The sequence below is a fragment of the Ktedonobacter sp. SOSP1-52 genome (genome assembly GCF_016587395.1).
In genome coordinates this window covers 2,545,538-2,570,354 of sequence record NZ_BNJH01000001.1, presented here as the reverse complement: position 1 = coordinate 2,570,354, position 24,817 = coordinate 2,545,538, and the positions used below count along the sequence as shown (strand labels likewise).

Genomic DNA, 24,817 nt, shown 5'->3' with positions numbered 1-24,817 from the left:
GTCTAGCGTAGTGGAACCTGGTCTGGTTCGTTCCTAAGAAAGAAACAAAGAACCCGCTAAGTACTTTGTAGGTACTGGCGGGCTATTATTTTTCAACTTATGGAATTATTCGGGCTTAGTTGAAGTTATGTCTGCGAGGCGAATGAGCAAAAAAGAAAGACTCCCAACAAGAGCATCATGGCACGGCCGCGTCATTCCAGAAGCCCTCCTTGTCGGTGTGGGAGTTGTCACTTTACCAACTGGCAGTTAAGCGTAATCCACTTTTGGCCGACACGGTCCCAGAAGAGGTCACATCGTTGAATAGTGTTGTTCTCGTAATGCGTATCACAATGATAGATGTTGTCTGTTTGCTTGCAGAAAGCGGCTAGCACCTTTGCGCCTCTGATTGTGGGGATAGTCGTCAGTCTGGTTGCCTCGGTTGCCTCTGTATCGTAGCAAATCATCTTTCGCGATGAGTTATCATAGTCACAACGCAAAAAGTTTCTGTGTGTGTCAGTTGTCTTGCTGTGTGAGAATGCAGGAAATGTGAAGTTGGTCTGCTGCATGCTGGAAGCCGAAACTGGCGTAGCAGAGCCAACCAGGAGCAGCCAAACAATATATAGGCTCAGGATAACGCTGCCTAATAATTTCCTCCAGACAGATTGATTCATCAGGACTACCTCCTCATTTTGTGCATGTTCCTCCCTTGTTAGAAGTACCTTCACTATAAAGCTACGATAGTATCAAAACACGACAACGACAGGCAGAGAGACAAATAGTCCCTGTGTTGGCTACTTGGAATATCTGTTCATAAGATCGGAAAATTGGTCCAGGATACGCTCTCGTCTTCCGCATTGCTTTCACAAAGAGGCGCACCGCCAAGCAAGGGGAGGCCTTTGCTTTATGAGCAGAGAAGCACCGATCTCGGTAATGAAGCGGAGAAATAACCTGTTCTTTTGTCCGATGAGGGAAAACGGGCAAGGAACGTTCAGATACTCCATCTGATATTTTACGGGTTGCACCTGCTTCGGTTGTGTTGCAAGAAAGAGGAACAGAATGGAGCAAGGCATGCAGAGGTTATCTTGTTCAGTTTAGGTACCGACTCCAAACAGTTTAGCGATGAACGCTGCTTAGCTTCGTACATCTTCCTCGCTCACTCCTCGCACTTGTCTTTTCCTGAACATGTGCATGACCTCATATCCCTGGAGCGTTCGCCATGCCGTCTCGAACGAGAAGAAACCCAACCCTGGCTTGACCAGTCGTTTGAGAAAGCGATGGTCTTGTTCAATCAGATTGTTGAGGTATTTGCTCTGGCGCAGTTCGCAAGAGGCGAGCCCAGGCTCGCTGGCTTTCATTTCCTGAAGCGCTTTAGGATACGCTGCGTTTTTCTCCACCGTAATGACCCGAAGGGACACCGTATGGGAGGAATTGAGCGCTTTTCTCAAAAAGCGTTTCGCTGCTTGGGAGTCGCGAGCAGCACTCAAAAAGAATTCGAGCGTGTTCCCTTGGGAGTCCACAGCCCGATAGAGATACATCCACACTCCTTTGATCTTTACATACGGCTCATCCACGTGCCACGAGTCCGTTGTCATTTTGAGATGCGGACGGCAACGCTTCTCCAGTTCGGGAGCATACCGTTGGACCCAGCGATAGATCGTGGTATGATCGACATGCAACCCTCGTTCTCCCATGATCTCTTCGAGATCGCGATAGCTGAGCGAATACCGCAGATACCAACGGACGCAGAGCAAAATGATCTCTGCCTCGCGCATGACGCCATTTGAACACATTTTGCATTGCCCACGGAATGCGCAACGAGATGTTCTCTCTCGCGAACTGGCTCTGACCCTGCTTTGAGCCATTGGCCACTTTCTATCTTGGAACCACGTCCAAGAAGTTGGAAGCCTGGCTGGGGATAGCGGTGAAGCGACCTGCAGAGCTATTTCATCTGAACTGTGCATCTCGTTGCGCATCCCGTGGGCATTGCCAGAACCATCTTCTTTTCAGCTTTTGGCTCTATCCTATCAGATGGGGTCATTGTTTGCAACAGAACCGGAAAAACAGAGAAGCATGACACATCCTCAATTGTTTATCCTAGCAAGCAGACACACTGAATATGTCCAAGAGCCCGTATAACTTTTCGCCTGGTCGGCTCATGGCGCTTCTGAGGCGGCATCATTTTTCTCACATAATTTTTCGCATCGCTTGAGAAAACGCTATTTGTGTGGTGCGGATTACAGAAAAGTTTGGCCGCAAACTACTGAAAGGTTGGCCACACAAGAAAAACTAACGAGTCCACGCTACAAGCTGGTTCACATGACTTGATAGAGACAAAGCTGCTATCGACGAAATCCCGCCGTTCTTGTTGTTTGTCTAGTTCTACGAGCCAATTTAGACTATACGGCCAAACATTCGGCTGGCTATGGGCAGACTTTTCTGTAATCCGCATGTGGCCCTGGCGCATTGGAAACAGCACAAACAATCAGCCTGGAAAAGTTATACGAGAAAAAGCGCCAGTATTGCCGCTAAACATCCATAATACAGTGAAAATTTTCTTGAGAACGGCGAATAGTTACCTGAGAATCCACACATGCCACGACAGCAACGGCTCGATCTCATCCCACTGCCCTTATTCCCTCGTCGCTGTGCGCAGGAACCAGCGTCGCAGCTCCCTCTGAGAGCGCACGCATCTTCCGGTGCTCCGGCGATGCATAGCGAGCCACCACCTCCTTGCGCTCACATAAGGCGTTTCCAACCACCTGGCGTCGTTTTTTCCGGGAAGCTTGAATCGCCTGCACGCTCACCGCCGGTCCCCCCACGTTCCACACAGGACGCCTGACAGAGAAATCGCTCCTCGTTTTCTCCCTCGTACACCCGGATTTCCCCAAGGTCCTGCGGCTCCCATCGATCATTCACATTAACTTACGGATCGTACCAGATCAGCACTTCCTCCCCCACGTAGGCCGCAAGGGTTGTGTTGTCCACGTGATGCGCAACGAGTTTTAAATCATCAGTAATCTGGCTTGAAGCATCCTTCCTGACGCTCCTGCTTCTATAATACAAAGGTATTCTTGATCCCTTGCCAGGAAAAAGCGCGGATAGTGAACGAGCCTATGAAGCTACTGGAGCCAAAACTGCCTCTCGTTACGCATCACGTAGGAAGCACCGCCGGCGCGAAAGGTCAATCCTTTCATTGAAGAAAACACGCTTAGGAGATTGTCTATCATCGGAAGCAACACGCCCGCGGCATCTGGATACTCGGCTGGCTGGCACGTGAACTGCGACCAACAGCGTGGCTGCCACGACAAAAGCCTCGGACAGAACCACGACACGGCCCAAAAGGATGTGGAACCGTCACTCGTTGGCACATCTGGATGAACTAACGAAGATTTCAACAAGCAGACATGAATGGCGGCAAACATGGAGATCCGCGTGATGAAGAGGAAATACAAGACCCTACCGTTTCTCTTCTCATCTCTTGCGAATGGTCTATGCCTGTGGCTGGATTCCTTTATTCTGCTGAGGGAGATGTTGCACGTAGGAATCGCCCTCGACAATAAAGAGCAAGCGTTCACATACATTGGCGCAGTGATCCCCAACGCGCTCCAACTTATGAGCCATCCAGAGGAGATAGGTGATACGCTGCAGGATCAAGGAGTCGTTGCACAGAGCTGGAATCGCGTGCGCGCCTGCCATCATGGCCATCAAGTCATGGCGCACCATATGGTAGCGCACATCGACGACATCATCCTCCTCCCAGATGTAGCGTGCGGCCTTCACATCGCGATCCTTGAAGGCGTTCATGGTACCCTGCAAGACGCGGCGTGCCTCTTTCCCCAGGACAAGCATGTCTTTCATGATCGAGGCTTCTGTAATGGTATTTCCGCTGCTCGCATCCTTCATACTCGCCGTCTCTATTTTGACATGGGGCATCGGATCTCCGCGCAACGGTGTCATACGCAGGATGTTCTGAGCAATGCCAGCTGCTCCATCGCCAGTGCGCTCCAGGTCACCCGCGATGGAGAGCACCGAGGCCAGATAGCGCAGGTCGCGCCCACCCAATGGTTGCTGTAGGGTTAAGAGACGGATGGCACGTTCCTCAATTGCGGTTCTCAGGCTATCTACAAGTGCATCATTTTCGATGACCATGCCAGCTTTTGCCACGTCACCAGCCGCCAAGGCCTCCAATACTCTCTTCAGACCCTCATCCACCATTGTTCCCAGGCGGAGAATGTGCGCATCCAGTTCTTGCAATTCGTTATCGAGAATCGAACGTGACATATTTACCGCTTCCTCCTTTCTTCCCATTGCCTGATTGGCTCCTCGAGGATCTTCATAGCACGTCTCGTCGCACACTGATGTGTTTCTTTGAGGTCTTTCACCTCACCCTCCATAGGGTAGCATATTGAGAAGAGGAAGTATAGAGATACAAGGAAGATGTACAATATTTAGTGTACGTGGCCCCAAGAAAGGTGGTGGATGCGCGAAGAAGAAAAACGTCTGACCATTCGACGTGAACTGATCGATGCACTGCTCGAGGAGAGCTACTCATGAACAATGGAAGAGAAGAGCAAAGGGAAGACCTGTTTGCGATTGAGCATTTTCCTTTGCCTCAAGGTGCCAGTATTTATTCGCGTAAAGTCGCTCGCAACAGGCATATTTCCTATGAAGAACATCCCTACATTGTCAATAAGACGCTGGCTGGTTGCTATATTCGTCTCGTGGTGAGCGAAAATCGACTGATCGTAGATGTTACGATCCCTTGCATAAAGAGTACCTCTTGCTCTAAAGATCAGGAATGAAATGTGGGAGATCAGCCAATCCTTCATACATGGTGATCTCCATGGTAGAAGGAACCAGCCGCGCAAGAGCGAGAACAAGGAGCGTATGGTTCTGTCAGAACTCGGAAGATAATTTGGCATGGAGGCCACTTACGGGGTATGCTTGTGAAAAGCCAATAGATGATGAGGAGTGATCTATGAATTGCCCACACTGTCTATCCCCTTCCACAAAAGAGCAGCGTCAAAAAACCATCCTCGGATATCGGATATTCCGCTGTTTGGCTTGCAAACATCTTTTTAATGAACGCACCAGCACTCCCTTCCATTATCTCGAATATCCTACAGATATCGTTCTCCTCGTCGTTCTGTGGCGGTTACGCTACAAACTGATCCTTCGGGATAGGGCCGAAATGTTTTTGCAGCATGGATGGACCTTCACCCACGAAACGGTCAGAGATTGGGAAGCGCGATTTGCCCCGTTGCTTGCAGACCACTTGCGAGGAAAGCGGCATGGACAAGCAGGGAAATCCTGCTCCATTGATGAAACATCTATCAATGTCTGTGGAACGTGGTGTTCTCTTTCTCGGGCGATTGATCACGATGGCACCTTGGTGGATTCTCTCTTGAGCAAGACGCGGGATATGGAGACGGCTCAGCGGTTTTTCAGACAAGCCGTCGCCGTCGTTGGTCATACGCCTGAATGTGTGACGATAGACGGACAGACCTCCTCTCCACGAGCAGTACGTGAGACACTGGGCAGACATGTGCTTCATCGAAGCAACACATACCTCAATAATCTCCTGGAACAAGATCATCGAGGGGTCAAGCAACGGTAGTATCCCATGCATGGCTTTGGAAACGTTGACTCGGCTGCTCGTTTTTGTTGTGCTTTTGACGAACTGCGGAACTTTCTCCGTCCTCGTTCCACTAGAGGAAAATCAACCTCACTCTCAGAGCAACGACAAGTTTTCCTTGATCGGATTGCTGTCTTGAAAGAAGCGATACAAGCAATCTCATAACGAAAGATAGCAGTCTCTCAACAGGCACTGTTCCCTGATAAGCGTCTGTGTCCTCAGTCCTGACACTACCTCCTCCTCAGGAGATGCAACGTGATGACAGGACTAACAGATAAAAATCCCTTTAAAATCTCCTTCTGGTTTAAAACCTTGCGTTTCTCCGCGAAATTTTGTACTCTTCCAGAGAGGTCATTTGTTCGAATAAGGGAGGTTGCAATGTCGACAGAACCTCGTGCGTTTGATTATATTCCCCGGCCCCCTCTCGCGGATTTCATCACTTCTTTCAAATTTTATGAACAGGATGGTGGGTCACGCGGCAAAGAGCGGGTTTTGCCGACCGGAACGACGGAACTGGTGATAAACCTGCGCAACGATGCTCTGCGTGTATTTGACTGCAAGACGTACGACCTGCGACAGAGCATTGCTGGTTCCATGATCTGTGGTGTACATTCGGAGTTTTTCGTCATTGACACTTCCCAGAAGTCTGCCGTTTTAACTGTCAATTTCAAAGTAGGCTGCGCCTTCCCGTTTTTAGGACTACCTGCCGCCGAGCTGCACAATAAGTGTGTGGCATTAGATACGCTGTGGGGGACGGCGGCACGCGATCTGCACGACTGCTTACTTGAAGCGGAAACACCGAAAACGAAGTTCCATATTCTGGAAGAGTATCTCCTGGTCCGGCTTATCCGTTCATCAGAGCGGCATCCTGCCGTCAACTTTGCACTAAAAGCGTTTTGCCGAGCACCGCAGAGATCAATTGCGGATGTAACCGAACGAATAGGACTCAGTTCGCGGCGGTTCATAGAGGTCTTTCGTCGAGAGGTAGGATTGACACCCAGGTTGTTTTGTCGGGTACAGCGGTTTCAGCAAGTTGTACGTTTTCTCAAAGCGGGCCAGCTGGTTGATTGGACGGATATAGCACTGGCCTGTGGTTACTTCGATCAGGCGCATTTCATCCACGATTTCCGCGCCTTTTCCGGCCTCACTCCAACGGCCTATCTCAGCCAGCAGGGCGGGCACCTCAATCACATTCCGCTCCCTGATCAGGGTCAGGGGGTCAAATTTTTACAATAAAGAGTTCTCTGCTTTCGGCTAGAATAAGATCACGTTGGATGAGCTCTGTTGTCAGTCGAAAGTGAGAGAAGCAAAATGGAAGATACCAGAACCACAGTACGTGTCAGCATCGAGATCGCGCTTGCCCCCCGGGCGACAGTTGATGTGCTCATTGAGGAACTGACTGCCACTCTTGCACAGGCAGGGATGAACTTTGAGACGGGGGCGAACGGACGGGTAAGCGAGGGTGAGTACGAGGTCGGCCGCGTCGTCTCATGGGAACGTGGCGAACGGGTTCTACTCCGGTGGCGTCAAGCCACCTGGAACCCCGAAGAGATCACCGACGTCGCGCTGCGATTTGAGCAGGTCGAGGGCGGCACGCTGGTAACACTGGAGCAGCGTGGCTGGGGAGGGCTGATCGGCGATCCCAGCGAACTCGCAGGCTGGTTCGCCGGCGAAGTGGCTGCGCCGTTCTTGCGTGCAACCGCGCCAGCAAGCTTCGGGAACTGGCTGACCGACCGGCAAGCGCGCCGTCCCTCAGGTGCGCAGGCCCGTGCTGTCTACCGCGACCCACTCTATCACTACCCCAACTTCCGCGCGATTCTGGCAGAACTCGCCTTGACAGCTGGCGATTACCTCATCGAGATCGGCTGTGGGGGAGGTGCGTTCCTGAAAGAAGCTCTCAAGAGCAGGTGCCGCGCGGCAGCAATCGACCATAGCCCCGAGATGGTGCGGCTCGCGCAAGAAGTGAACCCCGAAGTTGTGGCAGAGGGCCGGCTGCTGGTCCAGCAGGCAAGCGCAGACCACTTGCCATTTCCCGCCGCGACGTTTACCTGCGCGGTAATGACTGGTGTCCTCGGCTTCCTGCCCGACCCGGTTGCGGCACTGCGGGAAATACGCCGTGTGCTCAGTAAAGGCGGTCGCATCGTCGTAATGGGGAACGATCCCAAAATGCGGGGGACATTAGCGGCACCCGAGCCGATGGCATCGCGCTTGCGCTTCTATGAGGACGACGAACTTCGGCAACTGGCCCTTGAGGCAGGCTTCGACCGGGCGACCGTGGTGCGGCGCGACCTTGAGCCACATGCGCGGGTAGTAGGCATCCCGGAAGAACACATCGCGCTCTTCGCGGGTGCAGACGCCCCGTTCCTGCTCGCCAAGGCGCCATGAATTGCAGCCTCTCCCATCTCGTTCAATCCATTACCACTTGACGTCACTTTGGATTCATCAAGAAATAGCCTTTACAAGTTTGTAAAATCAAACCAGCTCTGTCTGACGCTTTCATCAGCGCCAATTGACAATGTTATTTCTCGACGAGTCCTTAGGGTGGATGATAATTGACCGCTTGAAACAAAAAGAGGAAACGAGAAACCTCAATCCCATTGAAACAATCAGGCCAGTGCAAGTTTACCCGCACGCTTCCACCCGTCAAGGTGTATAGCGCTCCGTTCATCCTGCGGCAACGCACCACCATGCGCTGAACTGGACGGACATAGCCTGTAGCAGGCTCAGCATGTACACACCAAATACCGAGAAATACGCAGGCGACTACAGAAAGGAGGCCATTATGCCGTAGTCAAAAAGATCAAAAACAGGGAACAGCGGATTGTCAGGGACATAAATCATAAAGTCTCTGTCATTTATCAGGTAAAATGATAGCTTCTCAGAAAATGTGCCACGTAGCCAAGCGTGTTCAGAGGATGGGCTTTCTCGTATAATGTGGCGCGGCATCATTTCTTGTTCTTTTGTTGCTCTCCACTTCCCTCGTTACTCAGCTTCTCTACCATCTTTGCCACGATATCTGCGAAAGATGTCAAGAAATGCTTAAAAGTGGTCGTATTTTTGGCGAATCTCGGGTATACTTGTCTTTGAGAGAGCCAGAAATACGCGATTCCAGCACGGGTATTCTCAGGTCAATAGTCCAGCTATTATCTTTCAGAAAGGGCGCACACGATGGTTTTCCACAGGCAAATCAAGTGGGGCGTAGGCGCGAAAATTGGCATTTCCGCTTACCTATCTATGAGTGCGTCCTCAAAAGGGTAAATTTTTCGGCTTTTACAAGAAAATTGCACCACGAGGCGCACTTACGGCTCGTGGTTTTTTGTGGCGTTTTTCATGTTCACCCTCCCACTCAGACCACGAGCCACCTCGTGGTTTTTTGTTGCCCAGAATCAGAGCTTACACCCTCTCCCATGTGATTGACGTTCGAGAAGATCTTCAGAGAACGTCAATGTAGAAAGGAACAAATATACTGATGAGCCAAACAAAATCGTATCTCACGCTTCCCGACGCGCCAGCCATCCCTGGCTTAGCATTCCGCTTGTTTCAGGGGGAAGCTGACTTTCCCGCTATCGAGGCTGTGCGCAAGAACGTGCAGACCGTTGATGGTGACACCTGGCTCCCCGGACCAGATACCGATACCGATTCCGTGTGCAATCCTCTACAAGATTGTTTGATCGTTGAGGTTGATGGCCTGGTGATTGGCTATACCTGGCTCGCCTGGTGGTCAGAGCCCGATGTTGAGCTGTTTCTCCATCTAGGTGGGCTTGTCCCCGAATGGAGACGCAAAGGCATTGGACGTGCGCTCTTACGCTGGCAAGAGCAACGGTTACGCCAGATTGCGCAGGCACACCCAACGGAGAAACCCTATGTGTTCGGTGGCAATGCAGACGAGACCCAACCAGGAAACCGAGCCTTGCTCTTGAGTGAGGAATACACGGTGGCTTTTACCATGGTGTGGATGACCCGCCAGCTTCCCACCGAACCCATCCAGCTCGCACCGCTCCCCGATGGCCTGGAAATCCGCCAGGTTTCGCGTGAGCAGTTGCCTGCCTTTTACGCAGCAAATGTAGAAGCATTCGCTGAGAGTCCCGCTCCTCTCGACAGTTATGAAACCTGGCTGCGCGATCTGGGCTGGCCGAACCTGGATACCAGTTTGTGGGTGGTGGCCTGGGATGGAGATCAGATTGCGGGGCATGTCATCAGTACCAGCGATGAAGAAGGCGCGCATACGCCCTGGGTCGGGATACAACGCCCCTGGCGACGGCGCGGCCTGGGCAAAGCGTTGATGACGCGCATGCTCCAACGCTGCCAGGAGCGCGGCTTTACCCAGGCAGACATCGGAACGAGAGTAGAAAATCCCGGCCAATCCCTCCACCTGTACGAAAGCGTGGGCTACCAAGTGGTGAAACGCATGCCGAGATATCGCAAGCCCTTGTAAGCCAACCATGAGAAACGAGGGAGCCTTTCTCCTTCTCCCTCGTCATGTATCCAACTAGGGGTGACAAGATTATGGAGGTTTTGCTCTCCGTAATCTTGTCACCCCTGGTAAATAAGGTCAAATCCGCAACACATTTGAGGTGACCATGGGAGAATCAGCGCGAATGGTAGGAATTGACCATTCCGCGCTTGGAGAAACCGCTCCTCATCTAGATTCGTCCTTCATCATTCTGTAAATGGCAAAGTCGTTATATGGGAATATCACGTCCCTCGACGCCCCATCAGGTGATGTGCAGAATGTGGGGGAGTTGAAGTGAGCAAAAATGGAACCTGGGCAGCAGATCGCCTTCAGACGAAGCAGGCGTGGAGCAGAAGATGCTGCCTCACGCCTGGCCTGCGCGCTAGCGTTGCGAAACTAACACCCGCAACATCCACACCCACTGGGGCATCCACATCCACAGGGACATGGCTCCACAGTTTCATCGAGCATTGGATAGAGCATCATGGACTTCCTCCTTCAGGGTCTCACCTGATAAGGCAAGACAGGATAAATCACGACAATCCTGGAAGGCTTCGCGAGACGCCGGATGACAGGCAAAGAGGTGCTGATGGTAAGCTTGTACCTGCTCACGCAGCAGGCCCAGCTCCTTCATCTCTTCATCGATGACTGCCAAGCGTTCTGCAATGAGGTGCAAGACCTCCTGTTGCACATCTGCACACTGAGCATCTGTTGTCTCTCGCAGCAACGGGGCAAGCCGGTCGAGAGAGACCCCAAGCAGCCGAAGACGCCGCAGGAGGATCAAACGATTGAGATCGGCCAGACAGAAACTCCGATACCCATTCGCGCTGCGCGGAGCCTTCGGAAGCAAGCCAATGCTTTCGTAATATCGAATGGCCTTGGCGTTGATGCCTGAGCGCTGTGCCATCTGTCCAATGGTCAGCCGTTCTTGACCGTGCAATGTGTTTTCGTCCTGATGTGTGCGTTCCATCACTGTTCTCGCGGACCTCCTTTTCACTGGAAGTGTACACCTTCCAGTGATGGGAAGGTCAAGCCTTTGACCCCCCTTCCGCTTCCTTCATACTCCTTGACTCTTGGAGCGCGTGCATGGCTTCCCGAATACCGTAGTAAATGATGACGAGGGAAGCGAGCGGATCAGCCCACCACCAGCCAAAGAGCGCATTGAGCAGGAGTCCCAACAAGACAGCTCCAGCCAGGTAGGCATCCACCAACGTTACCCGTCCTTCGGTGAGCAACACCTCATTCTGAAGTTCCTTCCCAGTGACCCGCTTGCCAAAGGAGAGTAGTAACATGGTGTGATTTGCGATTGATCCTGACCAATTTGGACAAGATATGGTTCAAAAATTAGATGGACAGGATATGGTTCAATGTGTTGTTGTAGTTCATTTACACCTGAAAAAAATGGGAAGTCATGCCTTCTACTAGTATCTCCAGAGCAGAGATCAGTCCTACCCCCGGCACTATGGGATGATAATCAATACCAAAGCTACGAATGAGGGCAGCGAAATCCTCCTCATAATTGTCATCAAGCAAGATGCTTTCACCTGGTTCAAGGGCATGTTTCTCAAGATAATCAGCAAAAAATAAGCTTCTGCCACTGCTATCCAGATCACCTTTTAAGGCGCGTAAATCAAACGAATTCAAAATATCATCGACGAGTTCATGGAGCTTGAGGGCGGGAACCGTCCATCGGGTGAAGGTGTCCATGTTATCAGTCGCGATCGCGACTCGAATGCCTGCGGCCCGTAACTGTGCAATAGAGCGAGGAACGGTAGGCGATACAAACTGCATTGCCTTGCAACTTACAGTAAGCTCCTGCAAGATCAGCTCATAGTCAAAGTGATGGCGCAGGCAGATTCTTTGTAGAAGTTCCTCTACGGGGAGTTCTCCACGCATCCATGCTATTGTTTCAGAGGTATTTCCTGAATTAAACATTGACGATACCACAGGAGCATGAAGAGAGTGAAGAGGGTGGGTAGGATCTGCCCAATGTTCCCAGAAGAGCGAGGTTGAGAGCGTCTGATGCCAGTCAACAAATATGCATCGGTAGTGTTTCATCTGTGCTCCTTCTCATTACAACATTGCTTGTAAAATGGTAGTGCCCAAAACCGGGGGCTGTTGGCTACACAAATGCTCGATGCGATGGTTCGCGCGGCCAATCGGTATTGAGAAAGGTGGTTCGCAAGGCCACCAGTGCCGTGGCATTGGTTCGTTTCCATCTCATGCCTCCTCGTTTCATGCGGCGATTGATGACCAGAGACACCGCTCGCTCGATAACACCACTGCCCACCGGATAGCCTGCCTGTCTCCACGCCTCATAGGACCCTATCCAATCGCGTTGATGTTCCAGATAGGTCAGAGCTGCTTCCAAGGCTTTGCCTTCTCCCTTCTCTTGCCAACTTTGCAGCCGCTTGATGGCTGGGTCCACCTCGCCATGCCAGAGCCAATCTTTGATCTGTGTCCTCTCTTGCGTGAGCCAGGTCTCGGGATGCTGCTGCTCACGTTGTGTCTCGCGGATGGCTTTGCGTACCACGCGCCAGAGGTGGAACCAATCGAGAATATGCGTGGCCCTGGCAAAATGCCGCTGCGCTTCCTGCTTGATCCACTGGGCTCCATCAGCCACCACCACGCTGCTCTCCTCATCCAATCCAACCTCACGTGCCGCTGCCTCGGCCAAGGAGCCCAAGGCGTGAGAAGGGGCAAAGGTCGCCACATAGCGTCGTTGCATCCAACGAGCTCGCTTGTGAGGAGGACCCAGTCGCTTGCCTTTCGCACTGCGCTTGGCGAGCTCATACCAGGTCAACTGGGAAGGATCGGGCTGCGCTTTGGGCTCTTGCACCTGCTTGTTGCAGGCGAGCACAGCCACTTTTCCTTCCATGCCTCCTGCTTGCTCGCAACTGTGCGTCCAGCCCCCATCTATGCCAGCCACGCCCGCTTCGCCCTTCTCTTCTTTGGGGGCCGAGGCTACCACCTCTTCAGCATGCTGCTGTTGGGCGTGAGCCTGCTGATTGCCTTGCTGCATGGTGAGCTGACGTACTTCTTCGGCGCTGATGTGAGCCCCACACAAGCGCTCCATGAGCTGAGCGGCATGTCGATAGGGCCAAGAGGAGCCTGCAAGTACGGCGGCTTCTCGCAAGCCAGGGCTCACCTGTTGCCCACGCAGATCACGCAAGAGACGACGAGCGGGGCACCAGCGATGCAAACAGTGTTGACAGCGGTAGCGCCGTAAGGCCAGCCGGATCCGACCAAAGACGAGCAGCAGCGTTCGACCAACCGTTCCTTCCACGCGCACCTCGTCTCTTCCACATGTGGGACACCGTCGCTGATGCTGCTCCCACTCTTTGATGGCTTGTTGCAAGGCTTGACACATGCTTTCGTGTCCTTGAGTCACAATGGCTTCTTCCAGGTCCGCAAGGCTGCTGCTTGCAGAAAGGTCAAACGTGAGCGATACTTGGAGATGCATGAGGGTCTTCTCCTTTAGGTTTCCGGATTTCATCGTTCTGTTTCCTAGTACGGAGAAGGCCTCATTTTTTCTTCAACCCCCAGTTTTGGGCACAACCTTGTAAAATAGGAGAGACCATTTCCTCATTCCCAAAAACTGTTATTCTTCCTGATCTTCGATACCCTCGCCGGTGACGACAAAATGTGGTAGATTTACTCCAACTTGAAAAAAACGCCAATATTCCTCGTCAAAAGAGTCATCGGGAAACACAGTGAGGAGGTGCTGAGAAGTCAATTCAATGGTCAAACCTCCGAGATCGTCAGCTTGAATAGCCTGGACGAAGAGAGGAGTTTGCTCGCATTGCCGAAAGAAGCTGACGAGTTGCTCATCGAGGCGAGTCCCCCCTGTTTTCGGCCATGAATATCCTTCCCCTTCATAATTCCTTGTTTCTTCGTTTACCTCTTTCGGCTCCCAACCGAGATCCCCCGAAGCAGCGAGTATGCGTTGTGCTTTGGTGAGACGCCAAGTACATTGCACATGCAGTGCATAGGTTCCGACTTGCCGCGATTTTCCATGATGATCGATTCTCACCTGGCGTGGGCCAAACTGAAAGGTCAGAAGATTGGCCGCTCGCCCAGATCCCCAAAAGGATTGACCAATCAAGCATTGCAGTGTTTCCTCAATTTGTTTTTTCATGGACTCTGCTGCCCTCATATCTGATATATTTCACAGTGAATGAACGTCTGAATTGGCAGAGCAGGATAAGCTGACCCTAAATATGCTTTAGCTCATGCCTGGGAAGGTTTCTGGGTTAGGAAATGCTCTCAATAGGAGCCATAACAATTTTTCGTAGAACTATGCGTCCAAAGCAAGCTGGACAAGCGCTTGGTCGATTGGGTGTGGCTGGAGCGCAAGACTTATGGTTCCACTACATCACGCGCGGCTTGTGCTTCTTCTCTCCCTAGTTTACTATATCCTCAGGCAAAAACATAATCTTTTACTCATAATATGTCCGCTTTGACGCATATCCGCGACAGCTAGTTCACCTCTACAAGATAAAAAGCTGTCGAAATCTCCTTAAAGAACTGTTGGACACATTATGCGTCCAGTTCTGAACTGCTGGCCATGATATGGAACTTACGCAAGTTTGCTGATAGTGGAAAGAAGCACTTCCATTGGGAACGTGCCGATGTGCTCCGCAAGCCAAACAGCTTTTTTGGCCATATCTGATCCGTTGTTTGAATCAGCAAACTTGCGTAAGATTCATAATATGCGTCAAAAGCTGAACATTGGTTTCTGAATACGGTGTGATGAGATGAGGTGTGAGGCTAAGTGCTGGACAAGATATGGTTCACCCTGATGGCCAGAAGCTCTGTCAAATCACACATGGCGATGAAGGTAGCCGCAATCCAGATGATTCCTCCAACGGAGGTGGCCGGGTGGGCCCCGGTGAGAAATGTGACCAGCAGTTGGGCGACAATATAGATGACGAGCGCAATGAAGGCAATCCCGATGAGGCGAAGCGCCAGGCGTTCACGGTTCAGGTTGATCCCCTTGAGTTGCCAGACGACCACGACGGATGCAAAGATTTCAATGGGCGAGTCCAGGCCAAAGCCTGCCAGGGCAACAGACCGAGCGGCGTAGGCCGCGAGAACGACCAGGATGACGCCGACGACATTCCACCCCAGGGTCAGATATTCCAGCAGTAATCCTCGTTTGAGCAGAACTGTTTGGCTCAAAAACAACCTCCAGTGTATAAATGAACTCCTCTTATTGTAGCTCATCTAGGACTGGAGGCGCTTTAGCCCTCTTTTTTGCTCACACACGATGACACATCGCGCGTCTGGGCATTATGTGACGTAGTATCTCAGCGTCACACCTTGCAATTTACAGAATGTTGAAGGGAGAAATCAGATGAGAAGCGGTTTTACCAAATGCTGCATGGCAAATTCCTACAATTGCAGTTGTTTTTGACACTGATAAAGTTCGTGACTTGTGAAGCACAACGTTCAGCAAACCGTCCAGGCATGCCAAAAATGTTACTCAAAAAAGCGCATGTCTCAGAAAAGGTTTGCCCACTGATGCGGCGCGAGGAAAGGGGAAAAAAGGATCATGGGGGGAAACGAATGCGCAGTAGATGCTGAGGTCAACATCAGCCCCGAGGTCCGCAAGGACGGAGATGCTCAGCCTTGCTCAGAGGCCAGGCGGGATCAAGCCATGGCGAATGGCGAAGCGCACCAGTTGCGTGATGTGCTCCAGGCCAAGCTTCTCCATGACATGAGCGCGGTGGGCCTGCACGGTTTTGATGCTGATCACCAGGCGGTCGGCGATCTCCTGGTTGGTATTGCCCTCAGCAACGAGCTTGAGCACTTCTCGCTCACGCGGGGAGAGCACACGCAATGCTTCAGCCACTGAGACTCCAGCGCCCGTGTCTGGCTCCTGGATATGTGGCAAGGTCGTATAAGCACGGATGAGTGCCGCAGCCAGGCTGGGATAAAGAAACGCTCCTCCCTGAGCAACCGAGAGAATTGCCTGATACAACTCTGTCGGGGCGGCCTTTTTGATCAGGTATCCTGCTGCTCCAGCACGTAACGCCTGGAAGAAGTACCCCTCGCTCTCATGGATGGACAACATGAGAATGTTGGTCGTCGGCTGACGTTCTCGAATATGTTTGCAGGCTTCCAATCCATCCATATCAGGCATGCTGATATCCATGACGACGACCTGCGGGCGGTATTTTTGCGTTTGCTCAATTGCTTCTTTGCCAGTTCGTGCCTCTCCCACGATGTGTATCTCTGGCTGCAAACTCAGCAACCTTTTCATACCCTGCCGCACCAGATCGTGATCATCGGCCAGCACGACATGAATGTGGGAAGAATCATATTCAGGCATATACCTCATCCTTTAACACAGCAGCTGAGAGTAGAGAGATCGTTCTTCACATGCTGATCTCGTCGAAAAGATCACGGCTCTGTTCTTCAGTATAGATCCATCGATACGTTCTGTCTATCAAGAGAACTCTCTTTTTTCCCCTGTATGGTGCGCTCGGATGGCTTAAAAAGTACACAGAAAAAATGAACTGGGCATCACTACCTTCCCATGCTCATCGTCATAGAGATCATTTCGAGAAACATCCAACCCATCCCCCCACTCATGAGCGTATGAGCAAGGTTTGCGCCACATTGCAGCCACTGTATCTTTGCAGCCTGAAGATCTTTCAAGACCTCTTTCCCATAGAAGAGGGTGAGGCATAGAAAAGAAATACAAAAGACGTAACTCGTATAGATTGCTGGTTGCATCATGCTCAAGACCATACTGCTCATGAGCAGAAACATGTAGCACATGCCGCCATGCATAAGCACATGAAGAGCATCGGCATGCAATGTGGAATGGGCTCCTGGCGTTTGCTGCACGAGAGCAAGGAGAGGTTTTCGCGTAAAGAGGCGCCCGATGAACCACAGAGCGAAAAGCGCAAACAGGATGACGTTCCAACGGATGAGATATGGCGAGAGCCAACCTGTAGGAGCAAGCATGAACATCATACCGACGGCCATGAGTCCATGTCCCACTTCGTTTTCTACATCAAAGGGGTGAAGCAGTGTCCGACAGGAAACAATCCGGAACAGGTAGAAGAACGCGATGATCAGAAACAGAAGCGAAAAGATCGTAGAGAGTGGACTGCCTGTTGTCATTGCCAGCTCCTCTATGCCCCCTCAACGGGAGTTCCAGCTCCATGTGTTCTCTCATTATATTGCTACTCAAACAGGAGACGACGAGGGACATTTTCCAGAGGAAAAGAACAGGTCTTTTCTTCCCTGTTAAAAAGACTACCATAACGAGAAGCCATTTGCAATCAGATGCCGCTCAAACCAATTTTTACCCTTTACACATCTCTCAATCTGGTCCACATCCTTGTCTTTCTCGTCAGGGGCGACCTCCACGCAAAATGGCTCCGCATATCAGGTGTTTCTCCTGCTCAAAAAGCCTGCTTCATCTCTGATCTCCCACAGAGAGCAAGTTCTTTGTCTCTGCTGCTATTCTAAAAAGAGAGCTACCATACCATGAGGAAAAGATATTCCTCTTGAGAATGCATAGGCATAGAAAGGCATGTTTTCAGCCTTTCATGCCTGTTCCTCATGCTTGAAGAAAAAGAGAAAGGGGTGGTGCGATATGACCATGAAAACGCTCACCTATCAACTCAAGAGCACAGTATTTGCCGCGCAAGCCTGTTCCTGCCCATGCGATCCGTGCGCCTGTGGGGATCACTGTACCTGTGAAGGGGCCGAGGCCTACCTTGGCCCACGCTGGCGCTTCGTTGGAGATCAGATTGAGGAGGGGATCATTGCAGACGTAGATGTTTCTCATCGTCTGCTCATCAGCCTGGCCCAGAATCGGAACGGACAGGACACCAACTGGCATGAAGTCATCCTCATTGATGATGCGGCTACTCCTGAGCAGGTACAAGCCTTGCTCGATCTCTTTGAGCAGCGCCAGGGCAGCGAAGTTGCGCATCCCGAGCGGGTGCCTTCCACGCAGAGACCGGTCTATCTTGTCCCCATGCACATCCAGAACATTCATGGACGTGACACCTTGTCTGTCACCTTCTCCAAAGAGCGAAGTCGCCTGGCACGCGGGAAGGCCAATACACCCTTCTTTCAGGAATGGACCTACAACGGACACATTGCCGCTCAAGAACCGTTAGAACGCTGGAGCTAACGCGCCTGAACGTGCTGAGGCAAAACCCATAAAGAGGGCAGGGTTGCCTGGCTCTGAAGCCCTTTTCAGAGCCAGGCAACCCTGCCCTTTCCCGCTCAAAAGCCTAGAAAAGGGATTGGTATGTATCTCTAAGGAGAACTCCCCATTCACCCACTTCATCCCTTAAGGCGTTGATGATCACCTGGCGCAAAATACACACTGCTAAAAAGGTCGCTGGAAGACACCTCGCCTGCCTTAGGTGAAAAGGTAGGGAGAAGTTCCAATAGACATGTTCCCTCTCTCTCCTTGAAAAGCAGAGTGAGGAAGTTGAGGCTCTCGCAAAGAGAGACGTGTGCCTCCCTCTTTCCACGGGTTGCGCAACGAGATGTAACCTGTAGCACATCAGCTTAGATATGTGGTTCCTTGAAGAGAACGAACACAACAGTTCTCAGCAAGGAGGTCCACGTATGACCAGTATCACCGATGGAGCGGTGGAAATCCAGACGACGTCGGAATCCAACTGCTCAACTCCTGCCTGGTTTGGAGAGGTCGTCGTGCTCAGCAGGTACCTTCAGAAGCACGGCGTTCTCAGCAAAATCAACGAGCATGTACGCTTTGTGCGGAAACGTTTTGGTCAGTACGAGGTGATTGACTTTCTCACGGTGCTCTTCGGGTACGCGATCAGTGGGGAGCGCACCCTGGAGGAGTTCTACGAGAGCCTTCAGCCCTTCGCCGTCCCGTTCATGGCCTTATTTGGCCGTGACCGACTTCCCGCCCGCTCAACGCTTTCGCGGTTTTTAGCGGCGTTGACAGAAGAACCGGTCGAAGCCCTGCGCACGCTCTTTCTCGATGATCTGCTCGCTCGCCCACTCACGCCTGACAGGCAAACGGGAGGGCTGCTGGATCGAGCAGGGAACTCCTGGGGCGTCTTCGATATCGATGGGACGCGGGAGGCGGCTCGGCAACGCGCCTTACCTCAGACTGATGATCTTCCTCCATCTTTTCGCCGGTTGGATGACGTCTGCGCGCCTGGCTACCGAGGTCGCAGGCGTGGAGAGGTGGTCAGGACACGAACAGTGGTCTCGCAGGCCCATAGCTACCATTGGCTCGGCAGTTTTGGCAACCGCGGGAACGGGCGATATCGGGAGGAACTGCGTAAGGGTCTGGCGGCCATTCGTCAGTATCTGGCCGCATACCCACTCCCACAAGAACGTGCGCTGCTGCGGCTTGATGGGCAATATGGGACCGGGGCGGCGCTCTCCGATCTCGCTGGCTTCGCATTTGTGACCCGTGGCAAAGAGTACAGCGTACTTGATCATCCACTCGTCCAGGCGCGTCTACACCTGCCTCCTGATCAGTTCCAGCGGCGTCCCGAAAGCCCGGTGGTTCGCAGCCTCTATGATTGCCCGCAGATACCGGTGGGACCTACGGGGATGCTGTGCCGTGTGATCGTCGCAACGCATCCTGCGGGCAAAAAGAAGAGCCCGGTGGGCGTCACGCGCGCGGGCATCGTCTATGAACTCTTCTTCACCAACCTGCCGAAACAGGCGTTTACCGCCTGCGATGTGGTGGAGTTGTACTTGCATCGTGGGGCCTTTGAACCGATCCTCTCCGATGAAGACAGAGAGCAGGACCCGGACAGATGGTGCAGCCACTCGACCTGGGGACAGGAATGCTGGCAACTGATCGCTCAATGGGTCTGGAACCTGAGACTCGAACTGGGCCATCACCTTCATCCTGACCCAGTCCGCACGACCGAGTTTGCTCCTGCTCTTCCTCCCCCACAGCCACACACCACTCCTGCCTCTGGCTATGCTCCTCCAGAAGTGGGGGCAGCATGGAAGGCTGGTCGTTTCGCGGGCGGCGATTTCACGATCCAGCCAGATGGGACACTCCATTGTCCAGCCACCCAGGAGCTTCGTGCTCATGAGCAGCGTCGAGAGGCCGATGGGAGCCTGCGCGTGGTGTATGGAGCCAGCATCCACAGTTGCTGTCCCTGCCCGCTGCGGGAGCAGTGCCAGTGGAATGGCAGCGCCACCACAAAGCCGCGCCAGGTCAGCGTACTCCTGCATCCACTTGCCGTCGGGAATGCGCCACTTCTCTGGCATGACTGGAGTCGGCGGATCTCACGGCGAGCCTGTATGCAATTGCTGCGACATCAACGCGTGGAGGTGCAGATGGAAGCCGGAAACGCTCCCATTCCATCCGGCACGCCTGCGCCACTTTCTCGTGAACAACGTGCACATTCTCGGCTTTCGTGGGCAGAGCGGCTAGCGCGCAATGCCTGTTCCAGGAAGGAGAGCAGTATGGTCATCAAGCTCTTCGGGATAGCACCCACCTTTGCCGCTTTTCTCGGTCTCTCTTCGGTCTGATCATCGCGCAGGCGGAGGCTTTTACCCCAGACGTTCTAAATGATGTGTGTCGTTAAAGCGCTCCAACACCCACGTCTGCCCTTGAGATGGTCGGAACCAATGGGTAATGGACGTCTGCATCGCACTGGGAGTCACACGCGCTGGGACGGCTCCACTCAAGCCGAAGAAGTAGTGAAACGAAGCGGCAATCACGCCCCCATGTGTCACAAGCACCAACGTTTTCCCGCTGTATTCCTGGAGCAGACGATGAAGCGCGGCTTGAACGCGTCCAGAGAATTCGAGGCCGGTTTCGTACCCGGCCATGAAGCGGAAGAACGGTTTGTGCGTGTCAGGAACCTGGTTCCAGCGGGCGGAAAATTCCGAAGGTGTGAGCGTCCCATCATCGCAGACCCACTCTTCCAGGTCTTTCTCGAAGACAATGGGCAAGCCCAATGCTGGCGCAAGCAGTTCTGCTGAGGCTTTGGCCCGTTTCATCGGGCTGGCAATGAGCACATCGGCCTTGATTTCGCCCGTGCTGGCCAGACGATCTCGCAAACATTCTGTCTGTCTGATGCCCTTTGGCGAGAGACCCAGATCCTGGTAAGAACCATTCTCCAGGTCTTCAATGTAGTCGCCATGTCGTATGAAGTAGAGGTGCGTCACTTTCTGATTCCTTCTGTCTTTTCGTCACTCGTACAAAAGTATCCGTCATGGATATATCTACAATGGATACTATACATGGGTATCGTAAGAACGTCAAGGCGAGGTGCTGTATGAGAAGGCTCACGCACGTTCTCTCGTTGCGCAACCCGTGGGATATTCATACTATGACGGGTTCCAGGAGAAAGCAAGGAGAAGTATTTGAATTACCTCACTCTTTCTCCTTGATTTTTCTCAGCCAGTCGCGCGGGCGATGCCGCCCTTGACCAGGGTGGGGTCGCTCTCCGCGCCGAAAGCACCGGGATTCTGCATTGACCAGCGTTCCACCTTCCCCGGCGCTTTCGCGCTACGAGTTTACCACCCTGGTCAAGGGTCGGGCCTGGCGGCATCGCTTGCTCCGCGCTCCTGGCATGAGCACGCTGGTTGCAGCGCCAGCAAGCCTCAAGCTCCCCGGAGATGCTTGATGAGCCTGGCGGCTCCCTTCCCCATATCATTACTACTGATGTGCTACTAAGATTCTGCCTGTCATTTACCAGCGCGAGAGGAATGGTAAATTAACTCAAGGGTGGTCAGATTTTGAACGGAAGGATGGGAAGTTGACGTGAATCAGGGGAATCGGCGTTCGTCATCCTGGCAATGCCGCTCCCCATGTCGCTTCTTCCATCGACACCTTGGAAATTGGGAGCATCGCGCGCACCTGGCCGCAACTCGACAGTAAGAGTCGCCCTGGATGTTCCTCGCGTCTTCCTTGTTCGTCATACCCAGGCCCGTGAGAAAGAACTGAACGACCAACAACCCGAAGCCACCACTGACGCTCGAAAGAACGGTTTTCTCTAAGAGAAGAAGCAAAAGGAGCAGCGTTCTCAGCACTGTTCCTCACATTTCGAGGATGCTCTGCTTCTTGAGCGTTCTGCGAGGCTGCTTGAGCGTCTCTCGTGGTTGCTCATGCTCGTGTTCCTTCGAGCGAGACCTGGTACTGGAGTCCAGTCCAGCTTGCTTGTTTCTCACAGATATCACATCATTTCGCTAGACGTGCTTTCGATTCGAGTAGGAATGCGTCTTCGTTCTCAGGGATGGGGTACGTGAAAGGGAGATTGACCGCAGTATGTTAAAGACAAGACAACTCGAGCGTCTCACGCCAGAGTCTCATGAGACGCTCCTCACGATTCTCGAGACCCTTCCTGGGGCCTTGTTTGTGCTCGATGATGCCTCAATAATTATCTACGCCAATGCAAGCGCACAGGCCTTGCTAGGCGCCACACCAGAGACACTGGTTGGAAACAGCTTCTGGCGCTGCGCGCCACAGTTAGTGAGCACGGCGCTTTACCAGGCCATCCAGAAGACGAAACAGACCCGAGCTCTGACCGAGGTGCAGTATGTGTCTTCCGTCACCCAGCGCTGGCTGCACGTGCATCTTTCTTCGACTAGTGGGGGACTCACCTTGCAGTTCCATGAGATGGGAGCACCAGCTGGGCGCCAGGAGATCGTTCACCAGCGCGAGTCCCTCTACATGGAGGTCCTGGAGAACGTGCATGCGGGGATCGTCTTTCTGACGCCCGAGGGGATCGTCTTGGACCTCAATAAGGTTCCGTTAGACGATGCGCAGATCCGACGTGAAGAGGTGGTTGGCAAACCCCTGGTTGAAGGCCCCTGGTGGTCCTTTGCTCCTCCCTGTCAAGCGCAATTACGCGCAGCCATCAAACGCGCCAGCAGGGGCGAAACGGTGCGGTTCGAGACCCCCATTCACCCCAGAGAAGGCATGGAGCGTCACCTGGAGGTCGCGATCACCCCCCACAGGGATGCGGATCACCACGTCGAGTATCTCGTCATGGCTGGCATCGACATCACCGCGCGCAAGCGCGCCGAAGCGGAACTCCATACCCTCATCGATGCCATCCCTCAATTTGTGTGGATCTTGCGCCCCGATGGCTTTAGTGAATACGGCAACCAACGTTGGCGTGACTATACTGGCATGACCCACCAACAATACCAAGGGGATGGCTGGCTCCAGGCCATCCACCCAGACGATTCTCAGCACACGCTGACAGTCTGGCATCATGCATGTGCCTCAGGTGAACCTTTTGAGATCGAATATCGTCTGAAGGAGGGCAAAACAGAGGGGTATCGCTGGTTCTTAGCCCGCGCCATGCCTGTGCGTGATGACGCAGGCCAGATCGTCAAGTGGTTTGGCACCTGTACCGATATTGAGGAGCAGAAACGAACGGAGGAAGCCTTACGCCAGAGCCAGGAGCGCGCGAGCACCCTGATGAACTCCAACATTATCGGGATCAATGTCGCCGAAGGTGAGCAGATTGTGGACGCCAACGACACCTTTCTGCGCATGACTGGCTATACCCGCGAAGACCTCCGCGCGGGGCACATCAACTGGATGCGCATGACGCCTCCGGAGTATCTGGCTCGGACCCAGCAGGCCCATCAGGAACTTGCCACGCAGCAATCGATGCCACCCTATGAGAAAGAGTACGTATGTAAAGATGGTAGTCGCCTTCCAGTGCTTGTGGGTCGTGTCGTCTTACAGTATCACCCATCCCAAGCAATCGGCTTTGTGTTAGATAATTCGGCCCGCAAGGAATTGGAACAACGCAAAGATGATTTTATCAGCATGGCCAGCCATGAACTGAGGAACCCGCTCGCCGCCTTAAAGATGCAGACCCAACTGGTGCGAAAACGACTGGAAAAGCAATCCCAGCACGAGGCTGCCACAGCGCTTTCCCGGGTGGAGGGACCTGTCAAGCAGCTTGAACGCCTGATCGGAGAGCTACTGGATGTCTCCAAGATCCAGGCAGGTCGGTTGGAGTACGTCCGGGAGACGGTCGATCTTGACGCGTTGCTTCACGAGGTGGCCGATACCATGCAGCAGCTACATACGACGCATACCATTGTGGTGCGAGGTGCCGCACCGCGCTTACTCGTCGGAGACAAAGACCGGCTCGGACAGGTCTTCACCAACTTGCTTAGCAATGCCATCAAGTATTCTCCCGGCGCAGAGACGGTCGAGATGGATCTCTCCACCTCCGAAGAGACGGTCACGGTCCGTGTGCATGATCATGGCCTGGGCATCCCACGAGAGCAGCACGACAAGATTTTTGAGCGCTTCTATCGGGCCACCGGTCCCAGGCAGAAAGCGATCCCCGGTTTGGGCATGGGATTGTACATTGTGGCAGAGATCGTCAAGCGTCATGGGGGGACCATTACCGTGGACAGCACCGTCGGGAAAGGATCGACCTTTACGGTGACCCTTCCCAGGAACAGAGATACCTGAGTAGTGAAAGAACACGACGTGTGTCATCGGGGGATGTGGTGCAGCAGAACAGGAACGTGGTTGAAGGCCAATTCGAGCGCGCGAGAGCCTCGGAGAAGCTGTAATGCATGCAAAAAGAGCAGAGAGAGCGGAATTAGCGATCTAACTCTTTTTGATATGTGTTGTTAGCCTGCTCTGTAAGCCAGCCGAGAGCTTCGACCACGTTTCTGTTCCACTGCACCACCTACCCCGTTCCCTCCTTTGAGGAACGTAGCACGAGTTGCGCGCGGCGTCCCCAATTTCCAAGATGTCGATGGAAGAAGCGGCATGGGGAGCGGCA

Annotated in this window: 20 protein-coding genes and 2 pseudogenes; 9 read left to right on the top strand and 13 right to left on the bottom strand. The window is 53.0% G+C overall.

What is annotated here, in order from left to right; all coding sequences use genetic code 11:
* Positions 1–227 precede the first annotated feature (227 nt).
* The 4 genes and pseudogenes from JMJ16_RS12190 to JMJ16_RS12175 all read right to left on the bottom strand — a co-directional run bounded on the left by JMJ16_RS12190 (position 228) and on the right by JMJ16_RS12175 (position 4,260).
* Positions 228–650 (bottom strand): hypothetical protein, encoded by a 423-nt coding sequence (locus tag JMJ16_RS12190; RefSeq protein WP_201381557.1) that lies wholly within the window; start codon positions 648–650, stop codon positions 228–230.
* 459 nt (positions 651–1,109) lie between these two features.
* Positions 1,110–1,776, bottom strand: a pseudogene (locus tag JMJ16_RS12185) (IS6 family transposase).
* A gap of 818 nt (positions 1,777–2,594) precedes the next feature.
* Positions 2,595–2,783 carry a hypothetical protein gene (locus JMJ16_RS12180; RefSeq protein WP_201381553.1) on the bottom strand — a complete coding sequence of 63 codons (189 nt, stop codon included), beginning with the start codon at positions 2,781–2,783 and terminating at the stop codon, positions 2,595–2,597.
* Positions 2,784–3,468: 685 nt separating this feature from the next.
* Complete coding sequence (locus JMJ16_RS12175) at positions 3,469–4,260, bottom strand: PhoU domain-containing protein (RefSeq protein WP_201381551.1); 792 nt, start codon at positions 4,258–4,260, stop codon at positions 3,469–3,471.
* 269 nt (positions 4,261–4,529) lie between these two features.
* Between JMJ16_RS12175 and JMJ16_RS12170 the strand changes: the two genes are divergently transcribed.
* From JMJ16_RS12170 to JMJ16_RS12150, 5 genes and pseudogenes are all read left to right on the top strand, one after another.
* Positions 4,530–4,781: a hypothetical protein gene (locus JMJ16_RS12170; RefSeq protein WP_201381549.1), complete on the top strand. Its 252-nt coding sequence runs from the start codon at positions 4,530–4,532 to the stop codon at positions 4,779–4,781.
* A 176-nt stretch (positions 4,782–4,957) separates the two neighbouring features.
* Positions 4,958–5,779: pseudogene (locus JMJ16_RS12165) on the top strand (IS6 family transposase).
* A 93-nt stretch (positions 5,780–5,872) separates the two neighbouring features.
* On the top strand, positions 5,873–6,850 hold the full coding sequence (locus JMJ16_RS12160; RefSeq protein ID WP_236601566.1) for an AraC family transcriptional regulator: 978 nt from the start codon (positions 5,873–5,875) through the stop codon (positions 6,848–6,850).
* Between the two features lie 75 nt (positions 6,851–6,925).
* Positions 6,926–7,999, top strand: coding sequence for a methyltransferase domain-containing protein (locus JMJ16_RS12155; RefSeq protein WP_201381545.1), 1,074 nt, complete (start codon positions 6,926–6,928; stop codon positions 7,997–7,999).
* A 1,084-nt stretch (positions 8,000–9,083) separates the two neighbouring features.
* A complete protein-coding gene (locus JMJ16_RS12150; protein WP_201381543.1) occupies positions 9,084–10,049 on the top strand; it encodes a GNAT family N-acetyltransferase in 966 nt (321 codons plus the stop codon).
* Positions 10,050–10,527: 478 nt separating this feature from the next.
* Here JMJ16_RS12150 and JMJ16_RS12145 read toward each other — a convergent pair whose 3' ends face one another.
* The 8 genes from JMJ16_RS12145 to JMJ16_RS12110 all read right to left on the bottom strand — a co-directional run bounded on the left by JMJ16_RS12145 (position 10,528) and on the right by JMJ16_RS12110 (position 17,201).
* Entirely contained in the window at positions 10,528–11,037 is a 510-nt protein-coding gene (locus JMJ16_RS12145; RefSeq protein ID WP_236601565.1) for a MerR family DNA-binding transcriptional regulator, read from the bottom strand.
* Between the two features lie 58 nt (positions 11,038–11,095).
* Positions 11,096–11,359, bottom strand: a complete 264-nt coding sequence (locus tag JMJ16_RS12140; protein WP_201381539.1) for a cation transporter — start codon at positions 11,357–11,359, stop codon at positions 11,096–11,098.
* A 94-nt stretch (positions 11,360–11,453) separates the two neighbouring features.
* Positions 11,454–12,125, bottom strand: a complete 672-nt coding sequence (locus JMJ16_RS12135; protein ID WP_201381532.1) for an HAD family hydrolase — start codon at positions 12,123–12,125, stop codon at positions 11,454–11,456.
* A 64-nt stretch (positions 12,126–12,189) separates the two neighbouring features.
* Positions 12,190–13,530: an ISKra4 family transposase gene (locus JMJ16_RS12130; RefSeq protein WP_201381530.1), complete on the bottom strand. Its 1,341-nt coding sequence runs from the start codon at positions 13,528–13,530 to the stop codon at positions 12,190–12,192.
* Positions 13,531–13,668: 138 nt separating this feature from the next.
* On the bottom strand, positions 13,669–14,205 hold the full coding sequence (locus JMJ16_RS12125) for a hypothetical protein (protein ID WP_201381528.1): 537 nt from the start codon (positions 14,203–14,205) through the stop codon (positions 13,669–13,671).
* Between the two features lie 632 nt (positions 14,206–14,837).
* Complete coding sequence (locus JMJ16_RS12120; protein ID WP_201381526.1) at positions 14,838–15,248, bottom strand: hypothetical protein; 411 nt, start codon at positions 15,246–15,248, stop codon at positions 14,838–14,840.
* A 454-nt stretch (positions 15,249–15,702) separates the two neighbouring features.
* A complete protein-coding gene (locus JMJ16_RS12115; protein WP_201381524.1) occupies positions 15,703–16,401 on the bottom strand; it encodes a response regulator transcription factor in 699 nt (232 codons plus the stop codon).
* 197 nt (positions 16,402–16,598) lie between these two features.
* Positions 16,599–17,201 carry a DUF5134 domain-containing protein gene (locus JMJ16_RS12110; protein WP_201381522.1) on the bottom strand — a complete coding sequence of 201 codons (603 nt, stop codon included), beginning with the start codon at positions 17,199–17,201 and terminating at the stop codon, positions 16,599–16,601.
* Positions 17,202–17,679: 478 nt separating this feature from the next.
* On the opposite strand from JMJ16_RS12110, the gene JMJ16_RS12105 reads away from it, so the two are divergent.
* Together JMJ16_RS12105 and JMJ16_RS12100 are read left to right on the top strand one after the other, a co-directional pair.
* Positions 17,680–18,225 carry a DUF1326 domain-containing protein gene (locus JMJ16_RS12105; RefSeq protein ID WP_201381520.1) on the top strand — a complete coding sequence of 182 codons (546 nt, stop codon included), beginning with the start codon at positions 17,680–17,682 and terminating at the stop codon, positions 18,223–18,225.
* Between the two features lie 446 nt (positions 18,226–18,671).
* Complete coding sequence (locus JMJ16_RS12100; RefSeq protein ID WP_201381519.1) at positions 18,672–20,576, top strand: hypothetical protein; 1,905 nt, start codon at positions 18,672–18,674, stop codon at positions 20,574–20,576.
* A 21-nt stretch (positions 20,577–20,597) separates the two neighbouring features.
* Here JMJ16_RS12100 and JMJ16_RS12095 read toward each other — a convergent pair whose 3' ends face one another.
* On the bottom strand, positions 20,598–21,218 hold the full coding sequence (locus tag JMJ16_RS12095; protein ID WP_201381517.1) for a histidine phosphatase family protein: 621 nt from the start codon (positions 21,216–21,218) through the stop codon (positions 20,598–20,600).
* 308 nt (positions 21,219–21,526) lie between these two features.
* Here JMJ16_RS12095 and JMJ16_RS12090 point away from each other — a divergent pair, with 308 nt between their 5' ends.
* Complete coding sequence (locus tag JMJ16_RS12090; protein ID WP_201381515.1) at positions 21,527–21,679, top strand: hypothetical protein; 153 nt, start codon at positions 21,527–21,529, stop codon at positions 21,677–21,679.
* A 641-nt stretch (positions 21,680–22,320) separates the two neighbouring features.
* On the top strand, positions 22,321–24,498 hold the full coding sequence (locus JMJ16_RS12085; protein WP_201381513.1) for a PAS domain S-box protein: 2,178 nt from the start codon (positions 22,321–22,323) through the stop codon (positions 24,496–24,498).
* Positions 24,499–24,817: the final 319 nt, after the last annotated feature.

Excerpts from the sequence above, each read along its gene's own strand:
- JMJ16_RS12145 (WP_236601565.1), bottom strand. The coding sequence starts at position 11,037 with ATGGAACGCACACATCAGGACGAAAACACATTGCACGGTCAAGAACGG.
- JMJ16_RS12135 (WP_201381532.1), bottom strand. The coding sequence starts at position 12,125 with ATGAAACACTACCGATGCATATTTGTTGACTGGCATCAGACGCTCTCA.
- JMJ16_RS12140 (WP_201381539.1), bottom strand. The coding sequence starts at position 11,359 with ATGTTACTACTCTCCTTTGGCAAGCGGGTCACTGGGAAGGAACTTCAG.
- JMJ16_RS12155 (WP_201381545.1), top strand. The coding sequence starts at position 6,926 with ATGGAAGATACCAGAACCACAGTACGTGTCAGCATCGAGATCGCGCTT.
- JMJ16_RS12110 (WP_201381522.1), bottom strand. The coding sequence starts at position 17,201 with ATGACAACAGGCAGTCCACTCTCTACGATCTTTTCGCTTCTGTTTCTG.
- JMJ16_RS12175 (WP_201381551.1), bottom strand. The coding sequence starts at position 4,260 with ATGTCACGTTCGATTCTCGATAACGAATTGCAAGAACTGGATGCGCAC.
- JMJ16_RS12190 (WP_201381557.1), bottom strand. The coding sequence starts at position 650 with ATGAATCAATCTGTCTGGAGGAAATTATTAGGCAGCGTTATCCTGAGC.
- JMJ16_RS12160 (WP_236601566.1), top strand. The coding sequence starts at position 5,873 with ATGACAGGACTAACAGATAAAAATCCCTTTAAAATCTCCTTCTGGTTT.
- JMJ16_RS12125 (WP_201381528.1), bottom strand. The coding sequence starts at position 14,205 with ATGAAAAAACAAATTGAGGAAACACTGCAATGCTTGATTGGTCAATCC.
- JMJ16_RS12105 (WP_201381520.1), top strand. The coding sequence starts at position 17,680 with ATGACCATGAAAACGCTCACCTATCAACTCAAGAGCACAGTATTTGCC.
- JMJ16_RS12085 (WP_201381513.1), top strand. The coding sequence starts at position 22,321 with ATGTTAAAGACAAGACAACTCGAGCGTCTCACGCCAGAGTCTCATGAG.
- JMJ16_RS12130 (WP_201381530.1), bottom strand. The coding sequence starts at position 13,530 with ATGCATCTCCAAGTATCGCTCACGTTTGACCTTTCTGCAAGCAGCAGC.
- JMJ16_RS12150 (WP_201381543.1), top strand. The coding sequence starts at position 9,084 with ATGAGCCAAACAAAATCGTATCTCACGCTTCCCGACGCGCCAGCCATC.
- JMJ16_RS12115 (WP_201381524.1), bottom strand. The coding sequence starts at position 16,401 with ATGCCTGAATATGATTCTTCCCACATTCATGTCGTGCTGGCCGATGAT.
- JMJ16_RS12170 (WP_201381549.1), top strand. The coding sequence starts at position 4,530 with ATGAACAATGGAAGAGAAGAGCAAAGGGAAGACCTGTTTGCGATTGAG.
- JMJ16_RS12100 (WP_201381519.1), top strand. The coding sequence starts at position 18,672 with ATGACCAGTATCACCGATGGAGCGGTGGAAATCCAGACGACGTCGGAA.